The following is a 23,751-nucleotide window of genomic DNA, read 5'->3' as shown; positions in this document are numbered from 1 at the left end:
GCAGCCAACCTGGCTGTTGCCTATCTATGCGCAAAACACCCCTATCAGGTTGCGGAAAAAGCTACTTTTTTCATTGAATGCCTCTATTTTGTAGGCTGATACTCAGCACTCAAGGCCTATTGTTGAGGCTCACTAGGGGTGGTTTCTGCCCAAGGCCTAGCCAAACATCCCAACAGCATCTTTACTGGGTAGCGCCGTTTTGCCCATCAGAAAAACATCCACCTGCCGGGCCGCTTCCCTACCCTCCGAAATGGCCCAAACCACCAACGACTGCCCCCGCCGCATGTCGCCGGCCACAAACACGTTGGGCTTGTTAGTGAGGAAGTTGTCATCGGTGGCGGTGCGCACATTGCCGCGCTCGTCCAGCGCTACCCCTAGTTGCTCCAGCAACCCCTCGTAGCGAGGTGAGATGAAGCCCAAGGCTAGCAGGGCCATGTGGCAAGGTATTTCGCGCTCCGAGCCCGGTACCTCCGTGAAACCCAGGCGGCGGCCCAGTACGTCCGTTTCCCACGTTACATCCGTAACCAGTAGGGCGCGCAAGTGGCCGTGCTCATCTCCTAGGAAGGCTTTGGTGTTAATGCCCCAGTAACGCTGACAGCCTTCTTCGTGCGAGGTGCTGGTGCGGAAAATGGTAGCGGGGTAGTGGGGCCACGGGGTGTGCGCCGGGCGCTCAGCAGAAGGCTGCTGCATAAGGGCAAACTGCGTGACCGTGCGCGCCTGCTGGCGGTTGGCCGTGCCTACGCAGTCGGAGCCCGTATCGCCGCCACCGATGACTATCACCTCCTGGCCTGTGGCTATAATCTGGGGCTGCTCAATAGGAAGTTGACTTACGCGGCGGTTGTGCTGGGTGAGGTAGTCCATGGCAAAGTGAATACCCGCTAGCTCCCGGCCCGGAATGGCCAAGTCGCGGGGCACGAGGGCGCCGCCGGCCAGTACCACGGCATCAAAGTCGCGTGTGAGCTCCTCGGCCGGAATGTCCTTGCCAATTTCACAGTTGCAACGAAACACTACCCCATCGTCTGCCAGCAACTGCAAGCGCCGGTCAATCACCCATTTATCCAGCTTAAAATCCGGAATACCGTAGCGCAGCAGCCCGCCGGGCCGGTCGTCGCGCTCAAATACCGTGACGCTGTGGCCGGCCCGCACTAGCTGGGCGGCAGCGGCCAATCCCGCTGGCCCGGAGCCTACTACGGCTACGGTTTTGCCCGATTTTAGCACGGGTGCTGTGGGCTGCACGTAGCCCTTCGTAAAGGCTATTTCGATGATGTGCTTCTCGATTTCCTCAATGGCTACGGGCGCGCTGTGAATACCAAGCACGCACGCCGATTCGCAGGGAGCCGGACAGATACGGCCCGTAAACTCCGGGAAGTTGTTGGTGGAACTCAGAATTTGGTAAGCCTGCTCCCAATCCTCGCGGTACACGGCATCATTAAATTCCGGAATGATATTGCCCAGCGGACATCCCGAGTGGCAAAACGGAATGCCGCACTCCATACACCGCCCCGACTGCTGGCGCAGCTGCTCCTGGGAGTATACCCCCACAAACTCATTGTTGTGCCCCACCCGCTCCTGCGGCTGTGCCTTCGCCGGTAGCTCCCGCTGAAATTCCTTGAAACCTATGCTATTACCCATGATGGATAGAGTTTTCTGTGGTTGACTTTACGAGCTAGTGCTAGGCTCCTCTCCTCAGATGAGGAGGGCTGGGTGAGGTTGAAAAACTAGGATTAGAAGGCTAGAACTAGTTGATGTTCAACGGTTGGTTAACCACCCCCAGCCCCTCCTCATCTGAGGAGGGGAGCCCAGCTCCTAGCTCAAAAAAGCTATTGAACCGTTTCGTAACGGGCCTTTTGCAGCACCTTTTTGTATTCCGAAGGGAATACTTTCACGAAGCGGCCAGCCTCTTCGGGCCAGTTGCTGAGAAGATAGGCGGCGAGCTGGCTGCCGGTTAGCTCGGCGTGCTGGCCTAGCAATTCCTGGATTTGCAGCTCGTCGTCGGTATCGAGTGGGTCCAGTTCTACCATTTCGGGGTTGCAGTTGGCGGGGAAGGTGCCGTCGGCATCGTACACCCAGGCAATGCCCCCGCTCATGCCAGCCGCGAAGTTGCGGCCGGTGCGGCCCAGGATGAGGGCGCGGCCACCCGTCATGTACTCGCAGCCATGGTCGCCTACGCCTTCCACCACGGCTGTGGCACCGGAGTTGCGCACCGCAAACCGCTCGCCGGCTTGCCCGCGCACAAACAGCTCGCCGGAGGTAGCGCCGTACAAAGCCACGTTGCCAATAATAATATTTTGCTCGGGCACGAAGTTACCATCGGGGGCAGGGTAGATGATGAGCCGGGCCCCACTCAACCCCTTGCCCACGTAGTCGTTGGCTTCCCCTTCCAGCCGGAAGGATAGCCCCCGCACGCTGAATGCCCCAAAGCTCTGGCCCGCCGCCCCCCGGAAGGTATAATTAATGGTATGTTCCGGCAGGCCGGCAGCGTGGTAGCGCTTGGTTATCTCATTCGAGAGCAACGTGCCAATGGTGCGGTTGGTATTGTGCACCGTAAACTCCGCCGTAACAGGCTGCTGATATTCCAGGGCAGCTTGGGCATGCGCAAGCAGCTGCCAATCTAGAATGTTGTCGAGGCCATGGTCCTGGGCTTCGCTGTGGTGCAGCGTGCTGCCAGCGGCGGGGGATGTGAGGTACAGCAGGTCGCGCAGGTCGAGATGGCGCGCTTTCCAGTGCTGAATATCGGGGCGCGCTTTCAGGAACTGAGCCCGGCCTACCATTTCATTAATGGTCCGGAAGCCCAAGGAGGCCATTATTTCGCGCAGCTCCTCGGCCAGGAAGCGGAATAGGTTCACGATGTGCTCGGGCCGGCCGCTGAACAGGCGGCGCAGCTCCGGGTCCTGGGTGGCCACGCCGACGGGGCAGGTGTTGAGGTGGCACTTGCGCATCATCACGCAGCCGCCCGCTACTAACGCCGCCGTGGCTACGCCCCACTCTTCAGCCCCTAGCAGGGTAGCAATGGCCAAGTCGCGGCCGGTTTTGAGCTGGCCGTCGGCTTGCAGCACCACGCGGCTGCGAAGCTGGTTGCGCACTAAGGTTTGGTGGGCCTCGGCTAGCCCTAGCTCCCAAGGAAGGCCGGCGTGGCGAATGGAGCTCATGGGTGAAGCCCCGGTGCCACCGTCATAGCCGGCAATCAAAATCACGTCGGCGTGGGCTTTGGCTACCCCGGCGGCAATGGTGCCCACGCCCGCCTTGCTCACCAACTTCACGTTGATGCGGGCAGCGCGGTTGGCGTTTTTCAGGTCGAAGATGAGCTGGGCTAGGTCCTCAATGGAGTAAATGTCGTGGTGGGGTGGGGGCGAGATGAGGCCCACGCCGGGGGTAGCGTGGCGCACCTTGGCAATCCACTCGTCAACCTTATGGCCAGGCAGCTGGCCACCTTCGCCAGGCTTGGCGCCCTGGGCCATCTTGATTTGCAGTTCGTCGGCGTTGGTGAGGTAGTGGGCCGTAACGCCAAAGCGGGCCGAGGCCACCTGCTTAATGGCTGAGCGCATGGAGTCGCCGTTGGCCATTTGCTCGTAGCGCAGCGGGTCCTCGCCGCCCTCGCCGGTGTTGCTCTTGCCTCCAATGCGGTTCATGGCAATGGCTAGGGTGCTGTGCGCCTCATGCGAAATAGACCCAAACGACATAGCCCCAGTAGCAAAGCGCCGCATGATGTTCTCGGCGGGCTCTACTTCTTCCAGCGGCACAGCCGGGCGATGGTACGCAAAGTCCAGCAGGCCGCGTAGCGTGAAGGCGCTTTTGCCGGGCGTATTCACCAGCTTGGCGTAGCGCTGATAAGTTTCGTAGTTGCCGGTGCGGGTCGCATGCTGGAGCAAGTGCACCGTTTCGGGGTTGAACTGGTGGGCCTCGCCGCGGCGGCGCCATTGGTACACGCCCCCTTCGGGCAGGATGTTCTGCTCCTCAAGTGTGCTGCTCCGAAATCCCTGGAAGTGCTTGAACAGGGTTTCGCGGGCTATTTCATCCAGGCCTAGCCCCCCAATGCGCGTTACGGCGCCGGTGAAATAGGCGTCTACTACTTCCCGGTTAATGCCCAATATCTCGAACACCTGCGCCCCGTGGTAGGACTGCAGCGTGCTGATGCCCATTTTGGAGAAAATCTTGAGCAGCCCATCACATATGGCCTTGATGTAGTTGGCCTCCAGCTTCTCTATCGGCTGGGCATGTGCCAGCTTACCGCTAGCGTGCATGGTCCGGATGGTAGATAGGGCCAGGTAGGGGTTGATGGCTGTGGCGCCAAAGGCGAGCAGGCAGGCAAAATGGTGCACTTCCCACACGTCGCCGGCCTCTACCACTAGCCCCACCGAGCCTCGGTACCCCTTTCGAATTAGGTGGTGATGCACCGCCGAAACAGCCAGCAACGAGGGAATGGCCGCGTGCTCGGAGTCGAGGTAGCGGTCCGAAAGAATCAATACTTCAAAGCCATCATCCACGGCGTCTTCGGCGTAGCGGCACAGGCGCTCCAGGCCCGCTTTAAGGGCGCCCGGTTTGCCATCGGCCCGGAAGTAGGTATTAATGGTTTTGGCATTGAACAGTCCCGTATCAATACTGCGGAGCTTTTCCAACTCGTGGTTGGTCAGGATGGGATGGTGCAGAGCCACGCAATGGCAGTGCATTTTGTCCTCATCCAGAATGTTGCCGTTGTTGCCGATAAACGTAGCCAGACTCATCACCAGCCGCTCCCGAATGGGGTCGATGGGTGGGTTAGTAACCTGGGCGAAGAACTGTTTGAAGTAGCTGCTCAGGTGCTGAGGCTGGTCTGAAAGCACGGCCAGCGGCGTATCTACGCCCATGGAGCCAATGGGCTCCTTGCCATCTAAGGCCATGGGTGTGAGGATGGTGTCGATGTCTTCGCGGGTGTAGCCGAACACTTGGTGATATTTGAACACCGATTCGGCGGCCAGGTCCGTGAACACCAGGCGGGGCTCGGGCAACTCTTCTAGCCGAATTTGGTACTCGCTGAGCCACTGCCCATAGGGCTGCCGGGTGGCGGCCTGGGTCTTGAGTTCCTCGTCGGCAATGATGTTGCCGGCTACGGTGTCAATGAGCAGCATTTTGCCGGGCTGCAAGCGGCCTTTGCGCACAATGACGGTTTCGGGCAAACCGGCCCCTAGTACGCCGGCTTCGGAAGCTACCAATACGCGGCCATCATTGGTAATGGCGTAGCGCAGAGGGCGCAGGCCGTTGCGGTCTAGCATAGCGCCAATCATGCTGCCATCGGTGAAGATGAGAGCTGCGGGGCCGTCCCAGGGGGCCATAAACGTGGCGTGGAACTCGTAGAAAGCCTTTTTAAGCGGGTCCATCTGCTCGTTGCCGTCCCAGGCCTCGGGCACCAGCATCATCATTACGTGGGGCAAGCTGCGGCCGCAGTGCAATAGCAGCTCCACAATGTTATCCAAGCAGGCCGAGTCTGATTGATTAGGAATGATGACCGGCAGCAAAATCTCCATTTCCTCGGCCGTAAAATAAGGCGAGAGGTAGGAGGGAAGGCCCGCGTAAAACCAGTTGAGGTTGCCCCGCAACGTATTAATTTCGCCGTTGTGCGCCAGCATCCGGAACGGCTGAGCCAGCCGCCACGAGGGAAACGTGTTAGTGGAAAAGCGCGAGTGCACTAGGCCCATGGCCGAGGTCACGCGCGCATCCGACAGCTCGGGAAAGTAGCTGCGCACCTGATAGGTGGTGAGCTGGCCCTTGTACACAATAACCCGGCAGGAAAGCGAGGTGAAGTACACTTCTTCTTGCGGCAGGCTGGCGGCTGCCTCACGCGCAATGAGGCGGCGCAATACGTATAGCTTGCGCTCAAAATCCTCGGGGGTGGTTACGCCGGTAGGCCTACCTAGGAAAAGCTGTTCAATGGCGGGTTCGGCAGCTAGGGCCGTGGGGCCAATGCCCGCCGGATTCACCGGTACCGGGCGGTAGCCGAGCACCGGAATGCCGAGCTGCGCGGCTGCCCCAGCAATAACCTGGCGACAAACGTGCTGCAATCCTCCATTTTTAGGCAGAAACAGCATGCCCACGCCGTACTCGCCGGGCTCGGGCAGCCGAATGCCTAGCGTGGTGCATTCTTCTAAAAGAAACCAATGCGGTAGCTGGAGCAGCAAGCCGGCGCCATCACCAGAGTCGGAGTCGCAGCCACAGGCGCCGCGGTGCTCCATATTTTCCAGAATCGTCAGCGCATCGGCTACAATCTGGTGCGATTTACGGCCGTCGACGTTGGCAATAAAGCCGGTGCCGCAGGCGTCATGTTCAAACTCAGGGCGGTAGAGGCCCTGTGCGGTATGTAGCTCCATCGGAGAGAGGTGTCGTGGTTCGAGCGTTCTAAGTGACCCCCGGCAGCAGGTCCGAACCCATAACCTAATGCGGCCGACGCGGGCAATCCACTCTTTGCAGCACTTCTTTCCGATTTCTAACTTGCCGCTTTAACCCGCTCCGGTGACTGCTTCGCGGCCGAAATGCGCATTCTGCCCACAAAAAACTGCTTCTTACAGGCAAACCCTCACCTGGCAAGCCTACAATTTCTAAGCACCTCAGAACCCTGATATTTACGCTCATGAAAGACCTGCTGCGCGACAACCTGAGCTTCCGCCTGAACGGCCGCCTGTGGGTAGAAACCGACACCGACCGATTTATGGGCATCGGTAGGCTAGAGCTGTTAAGCCAAATTCAGACGCAGGGCTCCATTTCGAAGGCGGCTCAGCACATGGGCATGTCGTATAAGCGAGCCTGGGACTTAGTAAGCTCCCTGAACGCCCAGGCCGCCAAGCCGCTGGTACTCACGCAGGCCGGCGGCAAGCGCGGCGGCGGAGCCGAGGTAACACCCGAAGGGCAGCAGCTGGTGCAGGAGTTTCGGGCGCTGCAGGAGCGGTTTCAGGAATTTATGAGGCTAGAAACCACGCGCCTGTTGGAGTAGGTGCTTTGGCTAGTTCTTCTCCCCAACTAAGGCGGATAAACCATTCTGTTCTTTGATCGTTATGTTTGGCAAAATATAACGAATGAATCGCGCTGCTCTCCGCATTCCTATCTTACTCGCACTAGGTCTATCGCCGGCGCTAACCCTAGCCCAGCAGCGGCCAGCGCTGCCTGATACCGCACGCCGGGTGCAGCAGTTAGGGGAGGTGGTGGTAGCCGCTTCTAAGGTGGAGGAGAGCTTGTTGCAGTCGCCGGTGACGGTAGAAAAGCTCACGGCGCGTCAGTTGCGGCTCACGCCGGCGCCCTCGTTTTTCGATGCCATAGAGCACGTGAAGGGCATGCAGGTGATTACGCCCAGCCTTAGCTTTAAAGTAATAAACGCCCGCGGCTTCACGAACACCACTAATGTGCGCTTCGTGCAGCTTGTGGATGGAGTGGATAACCAGGCTCCACATATTGGCGGACCCCTTGGCAACGTACTGGGGCCTAGCGACCTGGATATTCGGGCGGTGGAAATTGTGCCTGGCACGGCGGCCGCGCTGTATGGGTTGAACGCCATCAATGGGCTAGCGAACTTCAGCACCCGCAATCCGTTCCAAAGCCAGGGCCTGAGTGTGCAGCAGAAAACCGGGGTTAACCACTTGCACGACCCTAGTACCAACGCCCGGCCGTTCACTGAAACCAGTTTGCGCTATGCCAAGGTGCTTGGCCCGAAGTTCGCGTTTAAAGTGAATGGCACCTATCTGCAAGGCTATGACTGGGTGGCCACTGACCCGACCGACCTCAATCCAACGGGTAACGCTACCACTAGCCTACTGGGGCCCAACAACCCCGCCCGCGACCCGGTGAACAGCTACGGCAACGAGTCCTCGAACCGCACCACGCTCCTGCTAGGTGGCAAAAGCTACCAAGTGGCGCGCACCGGCTACCAGGAACAAGACGTAACCGATTACCACCTGCAAACCATCCGCTACGATATGGCCTTGCACTATAAGCTGACCAGCACTACCGAGCTGGCGTACACTCACCGCGGCGCCGTGCTTGACAATGTGTATCAGCGCAGCAACCGGTTCCGGCTGGAAGGCTACCGCCTGCAGCAGCACGCCCTGCAGCTCAGCGGCCCCGTGGTGCAGGTGCGGGCGTATTTCACCCAGGAAAATACCGGCCAAAGCTATAATCTGCGCTCCGCTGCCGAAAACCTCGACCGTAGCTTCAAGCCCGATACCCGCTGGAACCAGGACTATACGGCTGCCTGGAACGACGCGGTGGGACTAGGGCAAACCGTAGCCCAAGCCCACGCGGCGGCCCGCTCGGCAGCCGATGCCGGTCGCCTCCAACCCGGCACGCCCGAGTTTAAGCAGCGCCTACGCGAGCTAACCGACATCAACAATTGGGACCAGGGCGCCGCGCTGCGGGTGCAGGCCCAACTGCTGCATGCAGAAGCGCAGGTGAATGTAAGCGAGTCGCTCCGCCGCGGTAGCCACCAGGTGCTGCCGGCCTGGGCCGACCTGCTAGTGGGCGCCGACCATCGGACGTACTTTATTGAGCCCGATGGCAATTACTTTATCAATCCTACTGCGGGCGAAGACCCCTACAGCACGCTCACGTACGGCAAAACCGGCGGCTTTGTGCAGGCCGGCGCTAGGCTGCTGCCTGGAGAAAAGCTGCGCCTCACGGCCACCATGCGGGCCGATAAAAACGACTACTTCAGCACCCGTTTCAATCCGCGCCTGACCGCGGTGTACTCACCCACGCAGCGCCACAACTTCCGGGCAAGCTACCAGAGCGGCTACCGCTTCCCAAGCTTGTTCGAGGGGTTTTCCAATGTAAACAGTGGGCAAGTGAAGCGCATTGGTGGGCTCCGCGTGATGTCGAATGGGGTATTTAAAAACAGCTACCTGCGCAGCTCCATTGACGCCTTTAACCAAGCAGTTATGGCCGATATCAATGCCAATGCCAGCCCGGCCGATGCGGCTGAAAAGCGGCGCCTAGCCATAGAGCAGAACAAAGGGCGATTAGTGAAAACCCCCTACACTTACCTGCGGCCCGAGCACATTAAATCGTGGGAAGTAGGGTATAAAGCCGCACTGCTACCAGAGGGCCGGTTGCTGCTGGATGTGGATTTGTACTACAACGCCTACCGCGACTTCATTGCCCAGGTAGAAGCCTACGTGCCCAAAACCAACAACCCCGACTCGGTGGCCATTTACCTTAACAGCCGCGCTACCCAAAGCCGCTACCGCCTCTGGACCAATGCCCAAAGCAAAGTGTATACCTACGGTAGTTCCCTAGGGCTGCGCTACGACGTAACCGGCGGCTACCTGGCCGGCGCCAGCATCACGTACTCGCGCCTCTACCGTACCGAATCTGGCGATGGGCTGGAGGATGGCTTCAACACACCGCGCTGGGCTTATAACCTGAGTTTGGGTAATGAAAAGGTGGTGAAAAACTTCGGGTTCGGACTTAACTACCGCTGGCAAGCCAAGTACCACTCCCAAACCTTTCTCGTGACCGGAACCGTGCCCGCCTACCACACCCTCGATGCGCAGTTGAGCTACACCGTTCCTAGCCCCAATCTGTGCCTGAAGCTCGGCGCCAGCAACTTGCTCAACCACTATTATGTGAGCTACCTTGGCGGCCCAAGCGTGGGTGGGTTGTACTATCTCTCGGTAACGTACGGGCTGTAGAATTGCACTTTGGGGTTCAACTAATCGTGCTGACCTTGGCGGGTATCATCACTGCAGGCCATTCTACTAGCTTCCTAACTCCGCACTGTTCTATGCTCGATGCCCTTCGCACGTATTTCCAGGGTAAGCTGCCGCTCTCCGAAGAGCAACTGGCGGAACTGAGCACGTTGCTTACGTGGCGGCACCTAACCAAGCAGGAGGTGCTGGTGCGGCAAGGGGAGGTGGGGCGCTTTGGGGCATTTGTGGTGCAGGGCTGTTTGCGCAGCTTCGTGACGGATGCCCGCCAAAAGGAGCATATTCTGCAATTTGCGCCCGAAAACTGGTGGATTTCTGATCAGCACAGCCTGGTGCGCCATGAGCCGGCACTATTTTCCATCGATGCCCTAGAGAATTCGGAGGTATTGGTTTTTGGGGCCGAGTTCTACCAGCGGCTGCAAAGCTTTGGGCCTGATTTCCAGCGCTTTTTCTATCAGTTGCTGCAAAATAGCATGGTAGCCATGCAGCGCCGGCTGATTGGCGTGCTCAGTGCCCCGGCCGAGGAACGCTATCAGGAGTTTCTGCAGCTCTACCCCACGCTGGCCCGGCGGCTGCCCCAGCGTCACATTGCCGCCTACCTCGGTATCACGCCTGAGTCGTTGAGCCGCATTCGGGGTGAGCTGGCCCGAGGCTAAGCCGAAGCAGATAGAACAGGTTGGTGCCAACCCAGGGGCTAGTACCCTCATCAGTAATGCAAGGCTATTCACACCTAACGCTCTGTTGAGGCATACTACGTGCTGACACGATGGACACACGCTACGGATGGGTGGTTAATTTAGAATAAGTATGTATAATGATTTAACTGGCTGATAGTTAGCTATTCATTGTCGAGGTCAGACCTGTATTGAATTATAGAAAGTATAAACACGAGCAAAAGGATAACGCTAGGCTGGAGTATGGCGTAAGGAAACGTATTGTACAGTTGTGCTTTTGTCCTGCTGTGCCACCGTCTGCTCGCTTCCTCACCTACTATTCTTTGCTCTATGATTCAGCAACCAACTACTTCGCCCACCGGGGCCGGGGTGGCGGCCGCACCACCGCCATCCGGTGTGGTTCGCCTCACTATTAATGGTACCCAGCACACCCTCCGGCTTGCTCCCTGGACCACGCTGCTCGATGCTTTACGTGAATATGTGCACCTAACGGGCACCAAAAAAGGCTGCGACCATGGCCAGTGCGGCGCCTGCACTGTGCTGGTAGATGGCAAGCGCATCAACAGCTGCCTAACCCTGGCCGTGATGCACGAAGAGTCAGACATTACCACTATTGAAGGCCTCGGCTCGGAAGAAAACCTGCACCCGTTGCAGCAGGCCTTCATCGACCACGACGCGTTCCAGTGCGGCTACTGCACGCCGGGCCAGATCTGCTCGGCGCAAGGGCTTATCAACGAAGGAAAAGCGCATACCGAAGACGAAATACGGGAGCACATGAGCGGCAACTTGTGCCGCTGCGGGGCCTACGTGGGTATCTTGAATGCCGTGAAGGAGGTAGTAGATGCATCGTCAAAGGCGAAGGTGTGAGAGGTGAAGGTGTGAATTCGTTTGAATAGCGACTCCACAAACCATTACCCCAGCACTTTACCTATCACCACTTCACCCTTGACTCCATGAACCCATTTACTTATACCCACGCCCGAGCCGTTGAGGACGCCGTGCGGGACAATACCAGCCACCCGGGCGCCGCCTACATTGGGGGTGGCACCAATCTGCTGGACCTGATGAAGGAAAACGTGGCCCGGCCCACGCACCTCGTTGGCATCAGCAAGCTACCCCTTACCAGCATTGAGGAAACCCCCGAAGGTGGTTTGCGCCTTGGGGCCCTGGCTACCAACGCCGATACGGCCTGGAACGAAGAAGTAAAGCGCCGCTACCCGCTGCTGAACCAAGCCATTCTGGCCGGGGCCTCGCCGCAGCTGCGCAACATGGCCACCAACGGCGGTAACCTGATGCAGCGCACCCGCTGCTACTATTTCTACGATACGGCTACCCCCTGCAACAAGCGCGAACCAGGCTCGGGCTGCTCGGCCATTGGGGGATTCAACCGAATTCATGCCATTCTGGGGGCTAGTGAGCAGTGTATTGCTACCCACCCTTCGGATATGTGCGTAGGCCTAGCCGCCCTGGCGCCTACGGTGCGCGTAAGCGGCCCCAACGGCGACCGGACCATTCCCTTTGAGGATTTCCACCGCCTGCCTGGCAACACCCCGGAGCGCGACAACAACCTGGAGCCCGGTGAGCTAATTACCGGCCTCGATCTGCCCGCCAATGGCTTCGAGAAGAACTTTACCTACCTCAAGCTCCGCGACCGGACCTCCTACGCTTTCGCCGTGATTTCGGTGGCGGCGACCCTGGAGCTGGACGGTAATACCATTGTAGATGCCCGCTTGGCCCTTGGTGGCGTGGCTCATAAACCCTGGCGCGACCAGGACGCCGAAAACCTGCTGAAAGGCCAGCCCGCTACCCCCGAAACCTTTGCCCGCGCCGCCGCCAAAGTGGTAGAGGGCGCAGTAGGGCAGGGCTCCAACAATTTCAAAATTGAGCTGGCCCGCCGCGCCATTGTGCGCGCCCTAAAGCAAGCCGCCGAAGGCAACCAGCACGCATCCGATGTCTTTTTAAACTCGAATCCATGAGCAATACCACCTACATCGGCAAGCCCACCAGCCGCGTCGACGGCCCGGCCAAGGTGACGGGCGCCGCCAAGTACGCGGCGGAGTTCCATGTGCCCAACCTGGCCTACGGCTGGGTGGTGAGCAGCCCTATTGCCAAAGGCAAAATCACGAAAGTACACGCCGACGAAGTGCTGGCCATTCCGGGCGTACTGGAGGTATTTTCGCATGAGAATGTGCCTAGTCTGGCGTGGTTTGACAGAAACTACAAAGATGACGTGGCTCCCGGCGGCTCGCCCTTCCGTCCTCTGCACGACAACGAAATCAAGTTCAGCCAGCAGCCTATTGCCCTGGTAGTAGCCGAAACACTGGAGGTAGCCCGTTACGCCTCCTCGGTGCTGCGCATTGATTACGACCAGGCGGAGCACGATACCGATATCGAGAACAAGCGCGATGAAGGGTTTGAGCCGGGCCGGGGCAAAACCGGCTGGATGCCGCCACCACCGCCCCGCGGCAACCCCGACCAAGCCTGGGAAGCAGCCGAGCACCGCATTGAGCAGGAGTATGTGCACGGCACCCAGCACCACAACCCCATGGAAATGTTCGGGGCTACCGTGGAGTGGCACGCCGACAAGAAAATCACGGTCTATGATAAGACCCAGGGGGTTGTGAATGTGCAGCAGTACATTACCAAAATCTTTGGGCTCAGCAAAGACAACGCCCGGGTAATCAACCACTACATGGGTGGCGGTTTTGGCTCAGGCCTGCGGCCGCAGTACTCGGTGTTTCTGGCAGTGTTGGCGTCTCTGGAGCTGAAACGCTCGGTGCGTGTCACGCTCACGCGCCAGCAGATGTTCAGCTTCGGCCACCGGCCTCACACGCTGCAGTACATGAAGCTAGGCACCAACCCCGACGGAACCCTGGCCGCCCTGCAGCACCACGCCCTCCACGAAACATCACAGTTTGAGGACTACACCGAAAACGTAGTGAACTGGAGCGGCATGCTTTATCAGTGCGAAAACGTGAAATTGGGCTATCAAATCACGAAGCTTGATGTGTTCACGCCCCAGGACATGCGCGCGCCGGGTGCCGCTACCGGCTCGTTTGCTTTGGAAGTAGCCATGGACGAAATGGCCTACGCCGCCAGCCTCGACCCCGTGGAGTTCCGCCTGCGCAACTACGCCGAAAAGGACCAGAACCTGGACAAGCCTTTTTCCAGCAAGAAGCTGCGGGAGTGCTACCACCAGGGTGCTGCTAAGTTTGGCTGGGATAAGCGCACACCTGAGCCGCGCTCAATGCGCAACGGTAACCGCTTGGTAGGCTACGGTATGGCGGGCGGCGTATGGGATGCTACCCAACAGAAAGCCGCTGCCAAGGCTATGCTTACCGCCGACGGAAAGCTGAAGGTAACCAGCGCTACCGCCGACATTGGTACGGGTACCTACACCATCATGACCCAGATTGCGGCCCAAACGCTAGGACTGCCCCTGGAAGCCGTCAGCTTTAAGCTCGGCGACACCGACATGCCCGAAGCCCCCGTGCAAGGTGGCTCCTGGACTGCCGCCTCGGTGGGTACGGCCGTAAAAAATGCTTGCGACGCGCTAGGTGAAAAGCTCCTGAAGCTGGCCCAGAAAATGGAAGGCTCACCGCTGAAAGGCGCCAGCTTCGACGAGGTAGAGTTCGTGAACGGCCAGATTCGGCTGCGACTTGACCACAACGAGGGGGTAGTACTCCGCGACATTCTGCAGGCCAGCGGCGAGGATAAGCTGGAAGCAGATAGCTCGGCCCAGCCCAATATGGTGAAGCAGCAGCCTTACTCTATGCACTCGCACAACGCCGTGTTTGTGGAGGTAGAGGTAGACGAGGAACTGGGAACCGTGCACGTAACGCGTGTACTGAATGCAGTGGCCGCTGGCCATATCATCAACACCAAAACCGCCCGCAGCCAGGTACTAGGCTCCATTGTGTGGGGCATCGGGATGGCCATGATGGAGGAAACCGTGATGGACCACAAGTTCGGGCGGTACATGAACCATAATTACGCCGAATACCACATCCCCGTCAACGCCGACGTGCACGACATTGAAGTGTTGTTTGTGGAAGAGGAAGACGACATCGTGAATCCGCTGGGCGTGAAAGGAATAGGCGAGGTTGGCCTGCTAGGCGTAGCCGCTGCCATTACTAATGCCGTCTACCATGCTACCGGCAAGCGCGTCCGCGATCTGCCTATTTACCTGGACAAGCTGCTGTAATTCGAATTGCAGCTATATAAAAAAGCCCCGGTACCGTAAGGTGTCGGGGCTTTTTTTATGAGGGGTCAGGACTTCTTGCAATTAAGATTCAAGCTTGCTTCTACTTCTCTCAATTGCCTGCTGAATCCTTTTCTTGATAGGACCATCCTTGGTCTTACTAGCAGCAGGTAAGTCATATTTTAATGAACCGGAAACACTTACCTAGCCAGAAACTGCCGCGCAATTGCCAGCTCTGGGCGAGTGGCCTGAGGTGCAGTACTAGCAAGTAGCAGCTGGTAGTAACGCCGGGCTTTGGCGGTGTCGCCGGACTGGGTGGCGGCCGTGGCGGCACCGCGCAGGCCGTTGAAGCGGTTAGGGTGCTGGGTTAGGTCGGCTTCGTAGGCTAGTAGGGCTTGCTTGGGTTGCTTAAGGTGTAGGAGCAGGTCGCCTAGTAACTCGCGGGCGGGCAGCACCTCGCCAGGCGTAACGGCGTGCTTTTGGGTGCGGTCCTCGGTATCAGCGGCTTGGCGCATGAGCTGCAGAGCCTCCTGGTTTTTACCTTCGGCGGCCAGAAGCCAAGCTTGCGCGGTTTTTAGCTGGATAGCCACCTGGGTAGCCTTATACGGATCCTGTTGCCCTAGTAAAGTGTTGTGGTGGGCTTGCAGTTGTTGTATTTGCTGCCGTGCCGAGTCAGGCTGGCCGAGGTGGGCGTAGCCGAGCGCACGAGCAAAGTGCACCATCGACTTCTGCCACGGAAACTCCTCCCAGGCCACGTTGGCCGTTGGAATTTTGAGGTGGGCGGCTTCCGGCCATAGCTTGTTTTCCAGTACGTAGCGGGCCGGAATGGCTGCTAGGGCATAGGCCACCTTAAAGTTGGCTGGGTGTATCTCCTGCATGGTCTTTAGGTAGTCCCACTGCGCTTTGGCCTGCCTGTTATCGGCTTTCTGAAGGTAGGCATACGTGAGGTAGTCCAGGGCGTGGAGTTCTTCGTCCCAATGGCCCTTAACACCGGTATTCTCCGCGTAGCACTTCGCTGAGGCTGCCGCATCAAGGTTCGAGGCCACGCAGTCGTCCCAGAGCCCTAAGCGCACGAAAATGTGGGAGGGCATGTGCTGGGCGTGGGCCGAGGATGGGGCAATGGCCGCGTACTTTCGGGCCGCCGGCAAGGCGTTGGCGGCCAGCTCGGGGTAGTCGTAACTATGAATGATGTAGTGAATAATGCCCGGATGGTTGGGCGCACCCCGCGACAACTCAGTGAGCATGGCGCCGGCCTGGCGCTGCCGGCGGAAGGTTTTATCGGCGGGGTCGGCGGCGCCGTTGAGGGCCAGGGCATAGAAAATGGTGGCCTCCTTATCGGTGGGGTAAGTGGCGTGCAGCTTGGCCATAGCCTGCTCAAACCGGGCGCAGCGCACCGCGTGTGGCGTGGTGGTGCCATCCTGGTAAAACTGGGCTAGCGCCTGGATGTAGGCGGTTTCGCGGGGCGTTTTTTGCGGAATGCGCTGGGCCAGGGTTATGGCTTTGGTGCCTTTGGCTAGCTCAGTGGGGGTAGGGGGCGCCCACAGCGGGTGGTAGTTGGCCATGGCCACGCCCCAATAGGCCATAGCGCAGCCGGGCTCCCGGTCGATAATCGTGGCAAAGGCCTTCTCGGCTTCATCGTATTCAAAGGAATGCAGCAGCGAAACGGCCAGGTTGAAGTCGGCGGCACCCGAAGCGTCGCAGGAAGTCGTGAACCCGGAAAAGCCGTATTTCGGGTTGGGAATGCCGCAAACCACCAGCGAACCTCGATTGAGCTTCATTTCCCGAATGGCTTCAGCGGAAGGCACGGCGGATTTCTCCCGACACGAAACCACCGCGCAAAGCAGAACAGCCAATAGCCAATGACCGGTGAAAAGCGTCTTTCTCATACCTGACGCGTGAAAAGGTGCTGTAGTGCTTCTGCTACTGCCTGTGTTTTCCGGCTGCTGAAGTGGCTTTCGCACCGGAGGACAGGCTTCATTCAGTAGGCTGAATATACCGAAATCAGACCTAACCAACGTGCCGAGCTTGAGGTGCCACCTGCTTTAGGAACAAGGACTTATTACTGGCTAGGTCTGAGCGTGGGGTAAAGCGGTAGGAACGGGTTGTCGGTTTTTGCTACCTAGTAACCCCAGCAGCCCCAACGCCGGCCCCATAGCCAGCGTCATGTACAGATACTGCGGCGCAACCAAGTGAGCAAGCCAGCTGGTGAACTGAATGGAGACAATGGTGAGGGCAAAGCCCAGGCAATTGACGATGGTAAGGGAGGTGCCGCGCGAAGCTTCCGGAGCGTTCTGGGCCACCAGCGTTGAGAACAGCGGCGAATCGGCCACTACCACTAGGCCCCAAATGAACAGAAACCCCAGCAACAGGGCCGGAGAAGCACTCTTCAGAAACAATGGCGAGACCACGCAGCAAAGGCCCGACAAAGCCAGCGCCGCCGTAGCCACCGGGCGTGGCCCCAGCCTCTGCGACAGCAACCCGCTCCCCACGCATGCCAGGCCGCCCACCCCAATGATGAGGAAGGAGAGTAAGGGTACATTGAATGCTACGCTAGGGTGCGCCGCGTTATAAGCCGCCAGGAGCACCGGCACAAAGGCCCAGAAGGTGTAGAGCTCCCACATGTGTCCGAAGTAGCCGAACGCCGCCGCCCGAAACTGCGGCCGCCGAAATCCTGCCAGAAATGCGGTGAGCTGCAGTTGCTGCCCGGCCCGGCGGTGGGGGCCATCGGGCACCAGTAGTACCAGCGCTAGGCCTCCCAGCACCGCCAACCCCGAGGTAGCCAACATAACGTAGTGCCAAGGCAGCTGGGCCGTAGCGCTTTTCAGCAGGTGCGGAAATGCAGTGCCCAGCACCAAGGCCCCCACCAGAAAGCCCAACGACTTTCCCAAGCCAGCCTGGTAGTAGTCGGAGGCGATTTTCATGCCCACAGGGTAAATGCCCGCCAGGAAAAAGCCCGTCAGGAAGCGGAAGGCCAGCAGCTCCTCCGTACCAATGCCGCCGAGGTTAATGCCCAGGTTGCACAAGGCCGCCAGCAGCGCACTAAAGAAAAACACCCGCGAAGGCGAGAACCGATCGGCAATGGCCAGCAGCGCAAACGTGAGCGTGCCAGTAATAAAGCCCAACTGCACCGCGCTGGTGAGCGTGGCCACAAAGCCGGGCGCAAGGCCAAACTCAGCGGCTACATCGGGGGCAATGGCGTTGCCGGCAAACCAAAGTGAGGTACAGAAAAACTGCGCCAGCACAATGGTAGGAAGTATTCGGCGCATAGGGGTTGGGTGGGGCAGGAAGGGTAGTACGGAGTGGCAAATTGCCTAAACTCCTCCAGTATTGCCGCTATTCCTGACCACTTTCCGAAGCCAAGCTCAGCTTTTTCGAGGTATCATAGGCGAGCTCGAGGTAGTGGTTGTTGTTGAACTCGAACTCGAACTCGAACTCGGCTATGACCTCCAGCCCCAGCTTTTGAGTGTGCGCCGCGTAGGAGCGCGTATTGATGCGGTTAATGAACGTGACCAGCACCGGATAGCGCACGGCCATTTTCTCCCGCGCAAACTCAAAAATAGCCTCCAGCAAACCGCTGCCCCGGTACGCCTTATCCACGCACACCGGCCCGTATTGGTAGGAGTTTTCAACGCTAAGGGTGCGGCCCGCATACTCCAGCTTCGGCAGGTCGGCAATCATCTGGGAGAAGATGGGCCACACCGACCAGAACTTCCACGAGGCCGACATCACATACGCCACCACCGCTGCACCTTGCCGGGCAATAAACAGCCCCTGCTCTTCCTCAATCAGCTTGGTGAGCTGCTCGCGAGTAAAGGCAGTGGTAACAAAGCCGTCCTTCTTGTCCTCCTCCCGAATCGTATCAATCTGATATTTCCGATGAAGGGTCAGGACGTCATCAATGTCAGCAAGGTCGGCCAATTTAAGCTCCATGTGGGGGTAGTGAGTTGAGGTGGAAAGTGTTCAAATCAGCAAGAACGTAATCGTAATATGAACGTCATGTCGAGCTTGTCGAGACATCTTGCGTGCTGATGTTGCAGCGGTATTTTCATCCATTCCACGTGTGCAAGTCGATTGGCTCCCAGTTTGGATTCAAGCTTCTGATCAACAATTCCTTCTTGGCTCGACTCCATTTCTTGAGTTGCTTCTCACGAGCAATGGCCTGCAGGGCATCCGGGCAGGTTTCGAAATACACAAGCAAGTTGCATTGGTAGCGGCCGGCAAACTTACTCGCATCTCCCAGGCCTCGGCTGTGCTCATAGAGTCGCCGTTCCAGATCATTGCTCATCCCGATATACAGTACTGTACGCGCTGGATTGCTCAGGATATATACGAAATAGCTCATTAAAGAAAATTACCGCTACAATATCAGCACGCGAGATGTCTCGACAAGCTCGACATGACGTTCAATTGTTTTTTCTGAATGCTGCCAGATAGGAACAATATAGCCACACGCTTTAACCACGCCTTATTTCTTATCCTACATCAAGGTCTCGCCACCTAGGGCACGGTAATTTTGTTAGGTAGAAACTACACAACGCATGCACCGCAAAGATTTTCTGAAAGCCCTGGCTGTGCTCCCACTTGCTCCTGCTATGAACTCTCTGCAAGACCTCCATACTACGGCTAATTCCTTCCAGAAAACGGCCAAAATGCCCGTACTTTTCGTGGGCCACGGTTCCCCGATGAATGCGCTGGCCGATAACCCCTTTACCCAAACCCTGCATCAGCTGGGCCGTGATATCCGGAACCTACAGCCGCCGCGGGCGGTGCTGGTGGTGTCAGCGCATTGGCTTACGCGGGGCACCTTTGTGGCCGTGAATGAGCGGCCCGAAACCATTCACGATTTCGGCGGCTTTCCGCAGGAGCTGTTTGAGATGCAGTACCCTGCGCCCGGCGCCCCTGAGGTAGCCCAGGAAGTGCTGGCAGCCCTGCCCGATGCGCACCCCAGCGACGAATGGGGCCTCGACCACGGCACCTGGACGGTGCTGCACCACATCTTCCCTGAGGCCGATATTCCAGTGTTCCAGCTCAGCATTGACTACTACAAGCCTATTACCTACCACGCCGAGCTGGCCCGGCAGCTGCAGTTTTTGCGCCGCCGTGGTGTGCTGATTTTGGGCAGCGGCAACATTGTGCACAACCTGCGCCAGAGCATGCCCAGTTTTATGAACAATGACCCGCGCCCCCACGCCTGGGCCGTGGAGTTTGATGAGTGGGCGAAAGCCAAAATAGACCAGCGCGACCTGCACGCCCTGGCCCATTACCAGCAAGCCGGCGCCAGCGGCCCGCTCTCAGTCCCCACCCCCGACCACTACATCCCGATGCTCTACAGCCTGGCCCTGGCCGAGCCCGACGATGACATCCGTCACGCCTTTGAAGAGGTCAGTTTCGGGGGCATGAGCATGCGGACCTTTGTGGTGGGCTAACACTGATGCAAGCAACCGCCTCGGTTTTCTCAGGCAAGAAAACCGAGGCGGTTGCGGGCGCTTTATTGTACTGGTTTGCTAGGGTGCTGCTGAGGTGCAAGTGGTTGGTTCAGAATAGGAAGCCCAGCCGCACCACCGGCAGCCGGTCCTCGCGCGACATATTGTAGCTGGCCATGAGTACTACCCGCCGAAACGGCTCCAACCACAGGCCGCCCCCGTAGCCCGTGTGCCAGGTAGAGGAGGTCTCGCCATCAAGCCACACCCGGCCTAGGTCATGAAAACCAACCAAGCCTACTTTGGTAGATACTAGCATGGTATTCAGTGTGCCGAGGTAAAGCCTGAAATCTAGGTTGTTATAGAGGCTGTTTTCGCCCACAAAGCGCGTCCGGCGGTAGCCGCGCAGGTTGGAGAGTCCGCCCAGGGTAGCGCCCTGAAAAAACTCGAAGCGGCTGAAATTCAGGCTACCCCCAACGCGGGCCGCCAAAGTCAAGGCCGGTAGACCGGCGGGGGTCCAGAAGCCAGACGCTTCGGAGGTAAGTTGGGAAAGCGGCCGGGCCGGGCCGCGGGTGCCCCGCAGACCGGTGTACTCCGTGTGCCAGAACAGGCCTTTGGTGGGGCGCCAGTCGTTGTTGCGCGTATCAAACACGTGTCCGAGCTGCACACCGGCATAGTGGCGGGCGGCAAATTGGGTGGCACCCATGCCTGTTTCATCGGTGGGCTGCTCGATAAACCGCCCGGGCGAATGCCTAATGCGTACGCGCTGGTAGGTGGGTCCCGCAAAAAACTGATGGTGCTCGCCTACCCGGCGCCGGGCCAGGGCCTGCAGCACCAGGTTGTTGTAGCGTACGCGGTAGTAGCTGATACCAATGTCCTTATCATAGTCCGATTCGTTGCCGAAGCCAAAGAAGTTGCGCACATAGTTGGGCGCCTGCAAGTCGGCCCGCACCAGCAAATCGAGGTTACCCACTACGTGGTTCAGCTCGCCGGCATAGCGGAAGCTGTACGCGGCGGTGCCTAGGGCCACGCTGGCCTGCAACCGATGCACCGAGGCCCACGGCAACCTCCGGAATCCTGGTTGCCGCATTTCTACGCCCACCCCCACAAACACACCGTCGTCGGGGTTGAAGGCTAGTGGTAGCACCGGGCCAACGTAGGGGTAGCGAAACGCCTGTCGGTTGTGCTCATTCACCAGAGAATCAGGAGAGGTTCGGTTCCGGCTTTCCGGACCCAGTTCCAGCTGGTTGCCAATCGGGGTATCGTAGATAATGGTATGCCGGCGCGGTCCCGCCAAGCGGGAGTGGTCAATTAGCGTGTCGTGACCGTCGCCCCCAATTAGGCGTACCGTAATGCCGGCGCGGGCCTCCCCGGTTACTTCCATCCGGTCTTGGCCGCCCAGCCCGTACAGCCTGATTTCCTGAGTTTCCTCGGTCAGGAAGGTGCGGTCATACAGCGGTTGGTGGGTAGTGGATTCCTGGGGGCTAGGGTTTCCTTGGTACATCCGAACGCGGGTGTGCTGGTCGTCGAGCCGCTCTACTTGGAAGTACTCGTCTTGGTCGCTGCCCGTAACATCCACGTGCCGAGCCAAAAAGCGGTAATACTGCGCAGCGTAAGCAGGTAGCGCATCGCGGTTGGTCTTGAGCTTGCTGATGATACTAGGCCCCGAAAGCTGGTAAACCGAATCGGGCAGTTGGCGAATGGCCTTTTCCAGTACGGCATCAGAAAGACGCGATTTTAGGTCTTGTGCTATGCTGAGCCAGTCTTCGCGGGTGGTTTCCGTCAGGAAGGAGCGGTCGAAATAGCGGGCGCTGAACATGAAGGTGTTCACGTTGCGCAGGTGGCCATCAAAGCCCTGCACCGCCGGCACGGCCCAGTTCCGGCTGGCCAGGTTCGGCAGCACACCCTGGTTGACAAAGAATGCCTGGTCCCGGTCGCGGGGCACGGCGCGCAGCAGCAGCCCGCCCGTTGGTTGGGCGTATGCCATCCAGCGCCATTGGTCTTCGTGCCGGTCAAAGTCGGCTACCAACACATCAAAGAGCCGGGCCCGCACCAGTTCGCGTTGGTCAACCTGGTTTCTGGAGTCGGTGCGCAGCAGCCGTAGCACGTGGTCGGTAGGGTAGTTTTTCTCCAGCGGTTTGCCGGAGAAAGACGCAGGTACTTGCGGGTCGCGTTCCTCCAGAATGGCCAGCGTATTGCCGAACTCGGCTTCAAACTCCCCCAGCCGTTCATCCTCGGGCACGTACACCAGCTCAGGGTTGGTGTGACCCACGCCGGCCGCCTCCGCCAAAATCGGAATCGTGAGGGCCGCATACGGGTGTGCGGCCGATACCTGATCCTGCACAACTTTGGCCGCCAGGGTATTGCGCAGCTCGGCGCTTAGGACTTGCTCCGTATTCTTTTCAATGGAGCGCAGCACATACTCGCGGCCGTTCGCTGCCCGCAGCCTCAGCGACTTGGTTTGCTTACCGCCGCCTTGCTTGAAGGGCCGCAAACCACCTTGCGCCGTGCTCAGGTTCAGGACCGGGACCTGCACCGGCTGCTGCCACTCCTGGCGGTAGTTGCGCCCCAACAGCCACGTCTTGACGGGGCCGGCCGCGTATTGTTGGCTGGCTTTCACAACTATGCTGCTGTGCTCAGTAAAGGGCAGGGCGCTGGAGGTAGTGGTGGTTTCGTTGGAAATAGCCGAGGGCGAGGAAGACTGTGCCTGTGCTGCCAGGCAGCCCGCTAGGGCATAGGTTGCTACCAGTAGAAATTGTCGCATAGTTAATAGGGGGTAAGGGGAGCATAACGGGTTGCCGAGGCCACTTCGGGGCGGCGCCGGACCTAGTAAACAGAGCTTACCGCTGGCTGAGAGCACCTGCAAGCAAAGCCGGCAACTGCACGCTGGCGTGCATCTGGGGCCGAATCAGAGGGGTAGTATGGTTGCGTATCAGCACTGTGAGGCGCTGGGTAGTGTGGGCCGCGGGCTGGGGCTGAATCTGCTCAATTATTCCGCTGAACTGCCGGGCGGGGTATTCTGCAATGCGCACCGCCACTGGGTCGCAGACTTTCAGCTGCCTGGCCACCTCAGGCGAAACCGCCAGCACCACCTTCACGTGCGAAACATCGTGCAGTGTGGCCAGGCAAGTGCCGGCTTTCAAATGGCCCCCCACCACTACCTTCTTCTGTACAACAAAGCCCGCATAAGGCGCCAGGAAATACGCCCGATTTACTTGGTTGGACGAAGAGCTGCTCTCCAGAAACTTCAGCAGAATTTGCCTTTTCCGGACGTATTCGCCCTCCTCGAAGTACACCTGCCGCACCCAGCCGTGGGCCGGTGTAATCAGAGGCACCACTCGGCCGGCCTCTACCGTTCCGCGCACCGTGAAACTAGGCACGGCGGCTTTGGGTAAGGTAGCCCCAGCTTTTGAAGGCAGCCGAGCATCTAGTTTGCGCTCTGTTTTTGCCGGTAACGGCTGCCAATACAGCCAGAGTGCAGCCGCAACTGCGAGGGGTATGTGCTGGCCCATAGCATCGTCATGGGGTGAGCTCGATAGTAACTCTCTGTGACCGCATCAGGATTGCGGGCACCCAACAGAAGGCCCGGACAGGCGGGCAAGCCAGAAATAAGGAGGCTTTAAGGTGTATGTGAAAGATATATATAATCCATTATATTGTCAAACAGAGGCGAAAGCCATGTCTGGCTATCAATCTGATAGGTATAAAGCGCTAAAGGCAGGGCAGCCTGGTCTTACAGCAAGGTGTTAAGGGCTTGCTTCGGCCGCGTTACCCCAGTTTACTAGGTGCCGCAC

The 23,751-nt window shown here is 58.7% G+C and carries 15 protein-coding genes; 7 read left to right on the top strand and 8 right to left on the bottom strand.

Annotated elements, in window-relative coordinates; translation table 11 throughout:
• Nucleotides 1-156 precede the first annotated feature (156 nt).
• Together ACYVHC_RS14055 and gltB are read right to left on the bottom strand one after the other, a co-directional pair.
• Nucleotides 157-1,632, bottom strand: a complete 1,476-nt coding sequence (locus ACYVHC_RS14055; protein ID WP_460614388.1) for a glutamate synthase subunit beta — start codon at nucleotides 1,630-1,632, stop codon at nucleotides 157-159.
• Between the two features lie 188 nt (nucleotides 1,633-1,820).
• Nucleotides 1,821-6,341 carry a glutamate synthase family protein gene (gltB, locus tag ACYVHC_RS14050; protein ID WP_460614387.1) on the bottom strand — a complete coding sequence of 1,507 codons (4,521 nt, stop codon included), beginning with the start codon at nucleotides 6,339-6,341 and terminating at the stop codon, nucleotides 1,821-1,823.
• A 260-nt stretch (nucleotides 6,342-6,601) separates the two neighbouring features.
• On the opposite strand from gltB, the gene ACYVHC_RS14045 reads away from it, so the two are divergent.
• The 6 genes from ACYVHC_RS14045 to ACYVHC_RS14020 all read left to right on the top strand — a co-directional run bounded on the left by ACYVHC_RS14045 (nucleotide 6,602) and on the right by ACYVHC_RS14020 (nucleotide 14,540).
• A complete protein-coding gene (locus tag ACYVHC_RS14045) occupies nucleotides 6,602-6,961 on the top strand; it encodes a winged helix-turn-helix domain-containing protein (RefSeq protein WP_460614386.1) in 360 nt (119 codons plus the stop codon).
• An 82-nt stretch (nucleotides 6,962-7,043) separates the two neighbouring features.
• The gene (locus ACYVHC_RS14040; RefSeq protein ID WP_460614385.1) at nucleotides 7,044-9,647 is read left to right on the top strand and encodes a TonB-dependent receptor; all 2,604 of its coding nucleotides are present in this window, start codon (nucleotides 7,044-7,046) and stop codon (nucleotides 9,645-9,647) included.
• Between the two features lie 92 nt (nucleotides 9,648-9,739).
• Nucleotides 9,740-10,318, top strand: a complete 579-nt coding sequence (locus ACYVHC_RS14035; RefSeq protein ID WP_460614384.1) for a Crp/Fnr family transcriptional regulator — start codon at nucleotides 9,740-9,742, stop codon at nucleotides 10,316-10,318.
• A gap of 348 nt (nucleotides 10,319-10,666) precedes the next feature.
• Nucleotides 10,667-11,203, top strand: coding sequence for a (2Fe-2S)-binding protein (locus ACYVHC_RS14030; RefSeq protein ID WP_460614383.1), 537 nt, complete (start codon nucleotides 10,667-10,669; stop codon nucleotides 11,201-11,203).
• Between the two features lie 86 nt (nucleotides 11,204-11,289).
• Nucleotides 11,290-12,312: an FAD binding domain-containing protein gene (locus ACYVHC_RS14025; protein ID WP_460614382.1), complete on the top strand. Its 1,023-nt coding sequence runs from the start codon at nucleotides 11,290-11,292 to the stop codon at nucleotides 12,310-12,312.
• Nucleotides 12,309-14,540: a xanthine dehydrogenase family protein molybdopterin-binding subunit gene (locus tag ACYVHC_RS14020; RefSeq protein ID WP_460614381.1), complete on the top strand. Its 2,232-nt coding sequence runs from the start codon at nucleotides 12,309-12,311 to the stop codon at nucleotides 14,538-14,540. The genes ACYVHC_RS14025 and ACYVHC_RS14020 overlap by 4 nt, the downstream gene beginning before the upstream one ends.
• Nucleotides 14,541-14,737: 197 nt before the next feature.
• Here ACYVHC_RS14020 and ACYVHC_RS14015 read toward each other — a convergent pair whose 3' ends face one another.
• From ACYVHC_RS14015 to ACYVHC_RS14000, 4 genes are all read right to left on the bottom strand, one after another.
• Entirely contained in the window at nucleotides 14,738-16,423 is a 1,686-nt protein-coding gene (locus ACYVHC_RS14015) for a tetratricopeptide repeat protein (protein ID WP_460614380.1), read from the bottom strand.
• Between the two features lie 180 nt (nucleotides 16,424-16,603).
• On the bottom strand, nucleotides 16,604-17,803 hold the full coding sequence (locus tag ACYVHC_RS14010; protein WP_460614379.1) for an MFS transporter: 1,200 nt from the start codon (nucleotides 17,801-17,803) through the stop codon (nucleotides 16,604-16,606).
• A 67-nt stretch (nucleotides 17,804-17,870) separates the two neighbouring features.
• Nucleotides 17,871-18,467 carry a GNAT family N-acetyltransferase gene (locus ACYVHC_RS14005; protein WP_460614378.1) on the bottom strand — a complete coding sequence of 199 codons (597 nt, stop codon included), beginning with the start codon at nucleotides 18,465-18,467 and terminating at the stop codon, nucleotides 17,871-17,873.
• 115 nt (nucleotides 18,468-18,582) lie between these two features.
• On the bottom strand, nucleotides 18,583-18,822 hold the full coding sequence (locus ACYVHC_RS14000) for a GIY-YIG nuclease family protein (RefSeq protein ID WP_460614772.1): 240 nt from the start codon (nucleotides 18,820-18,822) through the stop codon (nucleotides 18,583-18,585).
• Nucleotides 18,823-19,075: 253 nt separating this feature from the next.
• Between ACYVHC_RS14000 and ygiD the strand changes: the two genes are divergently transcribed.
• The gene (gene ygiD / locus ACYVHC_RS13995; RefSeq protein ID WP_460614377.1) at nucleotides 19,076-19,963 is read left to right on the top strand and encodes a dioxygenase family protein; all 888 of its coding nucleotides are present in this window, start codon (nucleotides 19,076-19,078) and stop codon (nucleotides 19,961-19,963) included.
• Between the two features lie 109 nt (nucleotides 19,964-20,072).
• Here ygiD and ACYVHC_RS13990 read toward each other — a convergent pair whose 3' ends face one another.
• The gene (locus tag ACYVHC_RS13990) at nucleotides 20,073-22,721 is read right to left on the bottom strand and encodes a BamA/TamA family outer membrane protein (protein ID WP_460614376.1); all 2,649 of its coding nucleotides are present in this window, start codon (nucleotides 22,719-22,721) and stop codon (nucleotides 20,073-20,075) included.
• 76 nt (nucleotides 22,722-22,797) lie between these two features.
• Entirely contained in the window at nucleotides 22,798-23,337 is a 540-nt protein-coding gene (locus tag ACYVHC_RS13985; RefSeq protein WP_460614375.1) for an efflux RND transporter periplasmic adaptor subunit, read from the bottom strand.
• Nucleotides 23,338-23,751 lie beyond the last annotated feature (414 nt).

This window comes from Hymenobacter seoulensis (genome assembly GCF_054780535.1).
Note: the sequence above shows the minus strand (reverse complement) of the source record. Positions and strands in the feature narration are given on the sequence as shown.

What these genes read in the sequence shown, in the direction of transcription:
- ACYVHC_RS14055 (WP_460614388.1), bottom strand. Translation starts at nt 1,632, where the DNA reads ATGGGTAATAGCATAGGTTTCAAGGAATTTCAGCGGGAGCTACCGGCG.
- gltB (WP_460614387.1), bottom strand. Translation starts at nt 6,341, where the DNA reads ATGGAGCTACATACCGCACAGGGCCTCTACCGCCCTGAGTTTGAACAT.
- ACYVHC_RS14045 (WP_460614386.1), top strand. Translation starts at nt 6,602, where the DNA reads ATGAAAGACCTGCTGCGCGACAACCTGAGCTTCCGCCTGAACGGCCGC.
- ACYVHC_RS14040 (WP_460614385.1), top strand. Translation starts at nt 7,044, where the DNA reads ATGAATCGCGCTGCTCTCCGCATTCCTATCTTACTCGCACTAGGTCTA.
- ACYVHC_RS14035 (WP_460614384.1), top strand. Translation starts at nt 9,740, where the DNA reads ATGCTCGATGCCCTTCGCACGTATTTCCAGGGTAAGCTGCCGCTCTCC.
- ACYVHC_RS14030 (WP_460614383.1), top strand. Translation starts at nt 10,667, where the DNA reads ATGATTCAGCAACCAACTACTTCGCCCACCGGGGCCGGGGTGGCGGCC.
- ACYVHC_RS14025 (WP_460614382.1), top strand. Translation starts at nt 11,290, where the DNA reads ATGAACCCATTTACTTATACCCACGCCCGAGCCGTTGAGGACGCCGTG.
- ACYVHC_RS14020 (WP_460614381.1), top strand. Translation starts at nt 12,309, where the DNA reads ATGAGCAATACCACCTACATCGGCAAGCCCACCAGCCGCGTCGACGGC.
- ACYVHC_RS14015 (WP_460614380.1), bottom strand. Translation starts at nt 16,423, where the DNA reads ATGAGAAAGACGCTTTTCACCGGTCATTGGCTATTGGCTGTTCTGCTT.
- ACYVHC_RS14010 (WP_460614379.1), bottom strand. Translation starts at nt 17,803, where the DNA reads ATGCGCCGAATACTTCCTACCATTGTGCTGGCGCAGTTTTTCTGTACC.
- ACYVHC_RS14005 (WP_460614378.1), bottom strand. Translation starts at nt 18,467, where the DNA reads ATGGAGCTTAAATTGGCCGACCTTGCTGACATTGATGACGTCCTGACC.
- ACYVHC_RS14000 (WP_460614772.1), bottom strand. Translation starts at nt 18,822, where the DNA reads ATGAGCAATGATCTGGAACGGCGACTCTATGAGCACAGCCGAGGCCTG.
- ygiD (WP_460614377.1), top strand. Translation starts at nt 19,076, where the DNA reads ATGCACCGCAAAGATTTTCTGAAAGCCCTGGCTGTGCTCCCACTTGCT.
- ACYVHC_RS13990 (WP_460614376.1), bottom strand. Translation starts at nt 22,721, where the DNA reads ATGCGACAATTTCTACTGGTAGCAACCTATGCCCTAGCGGGCTGCCTG.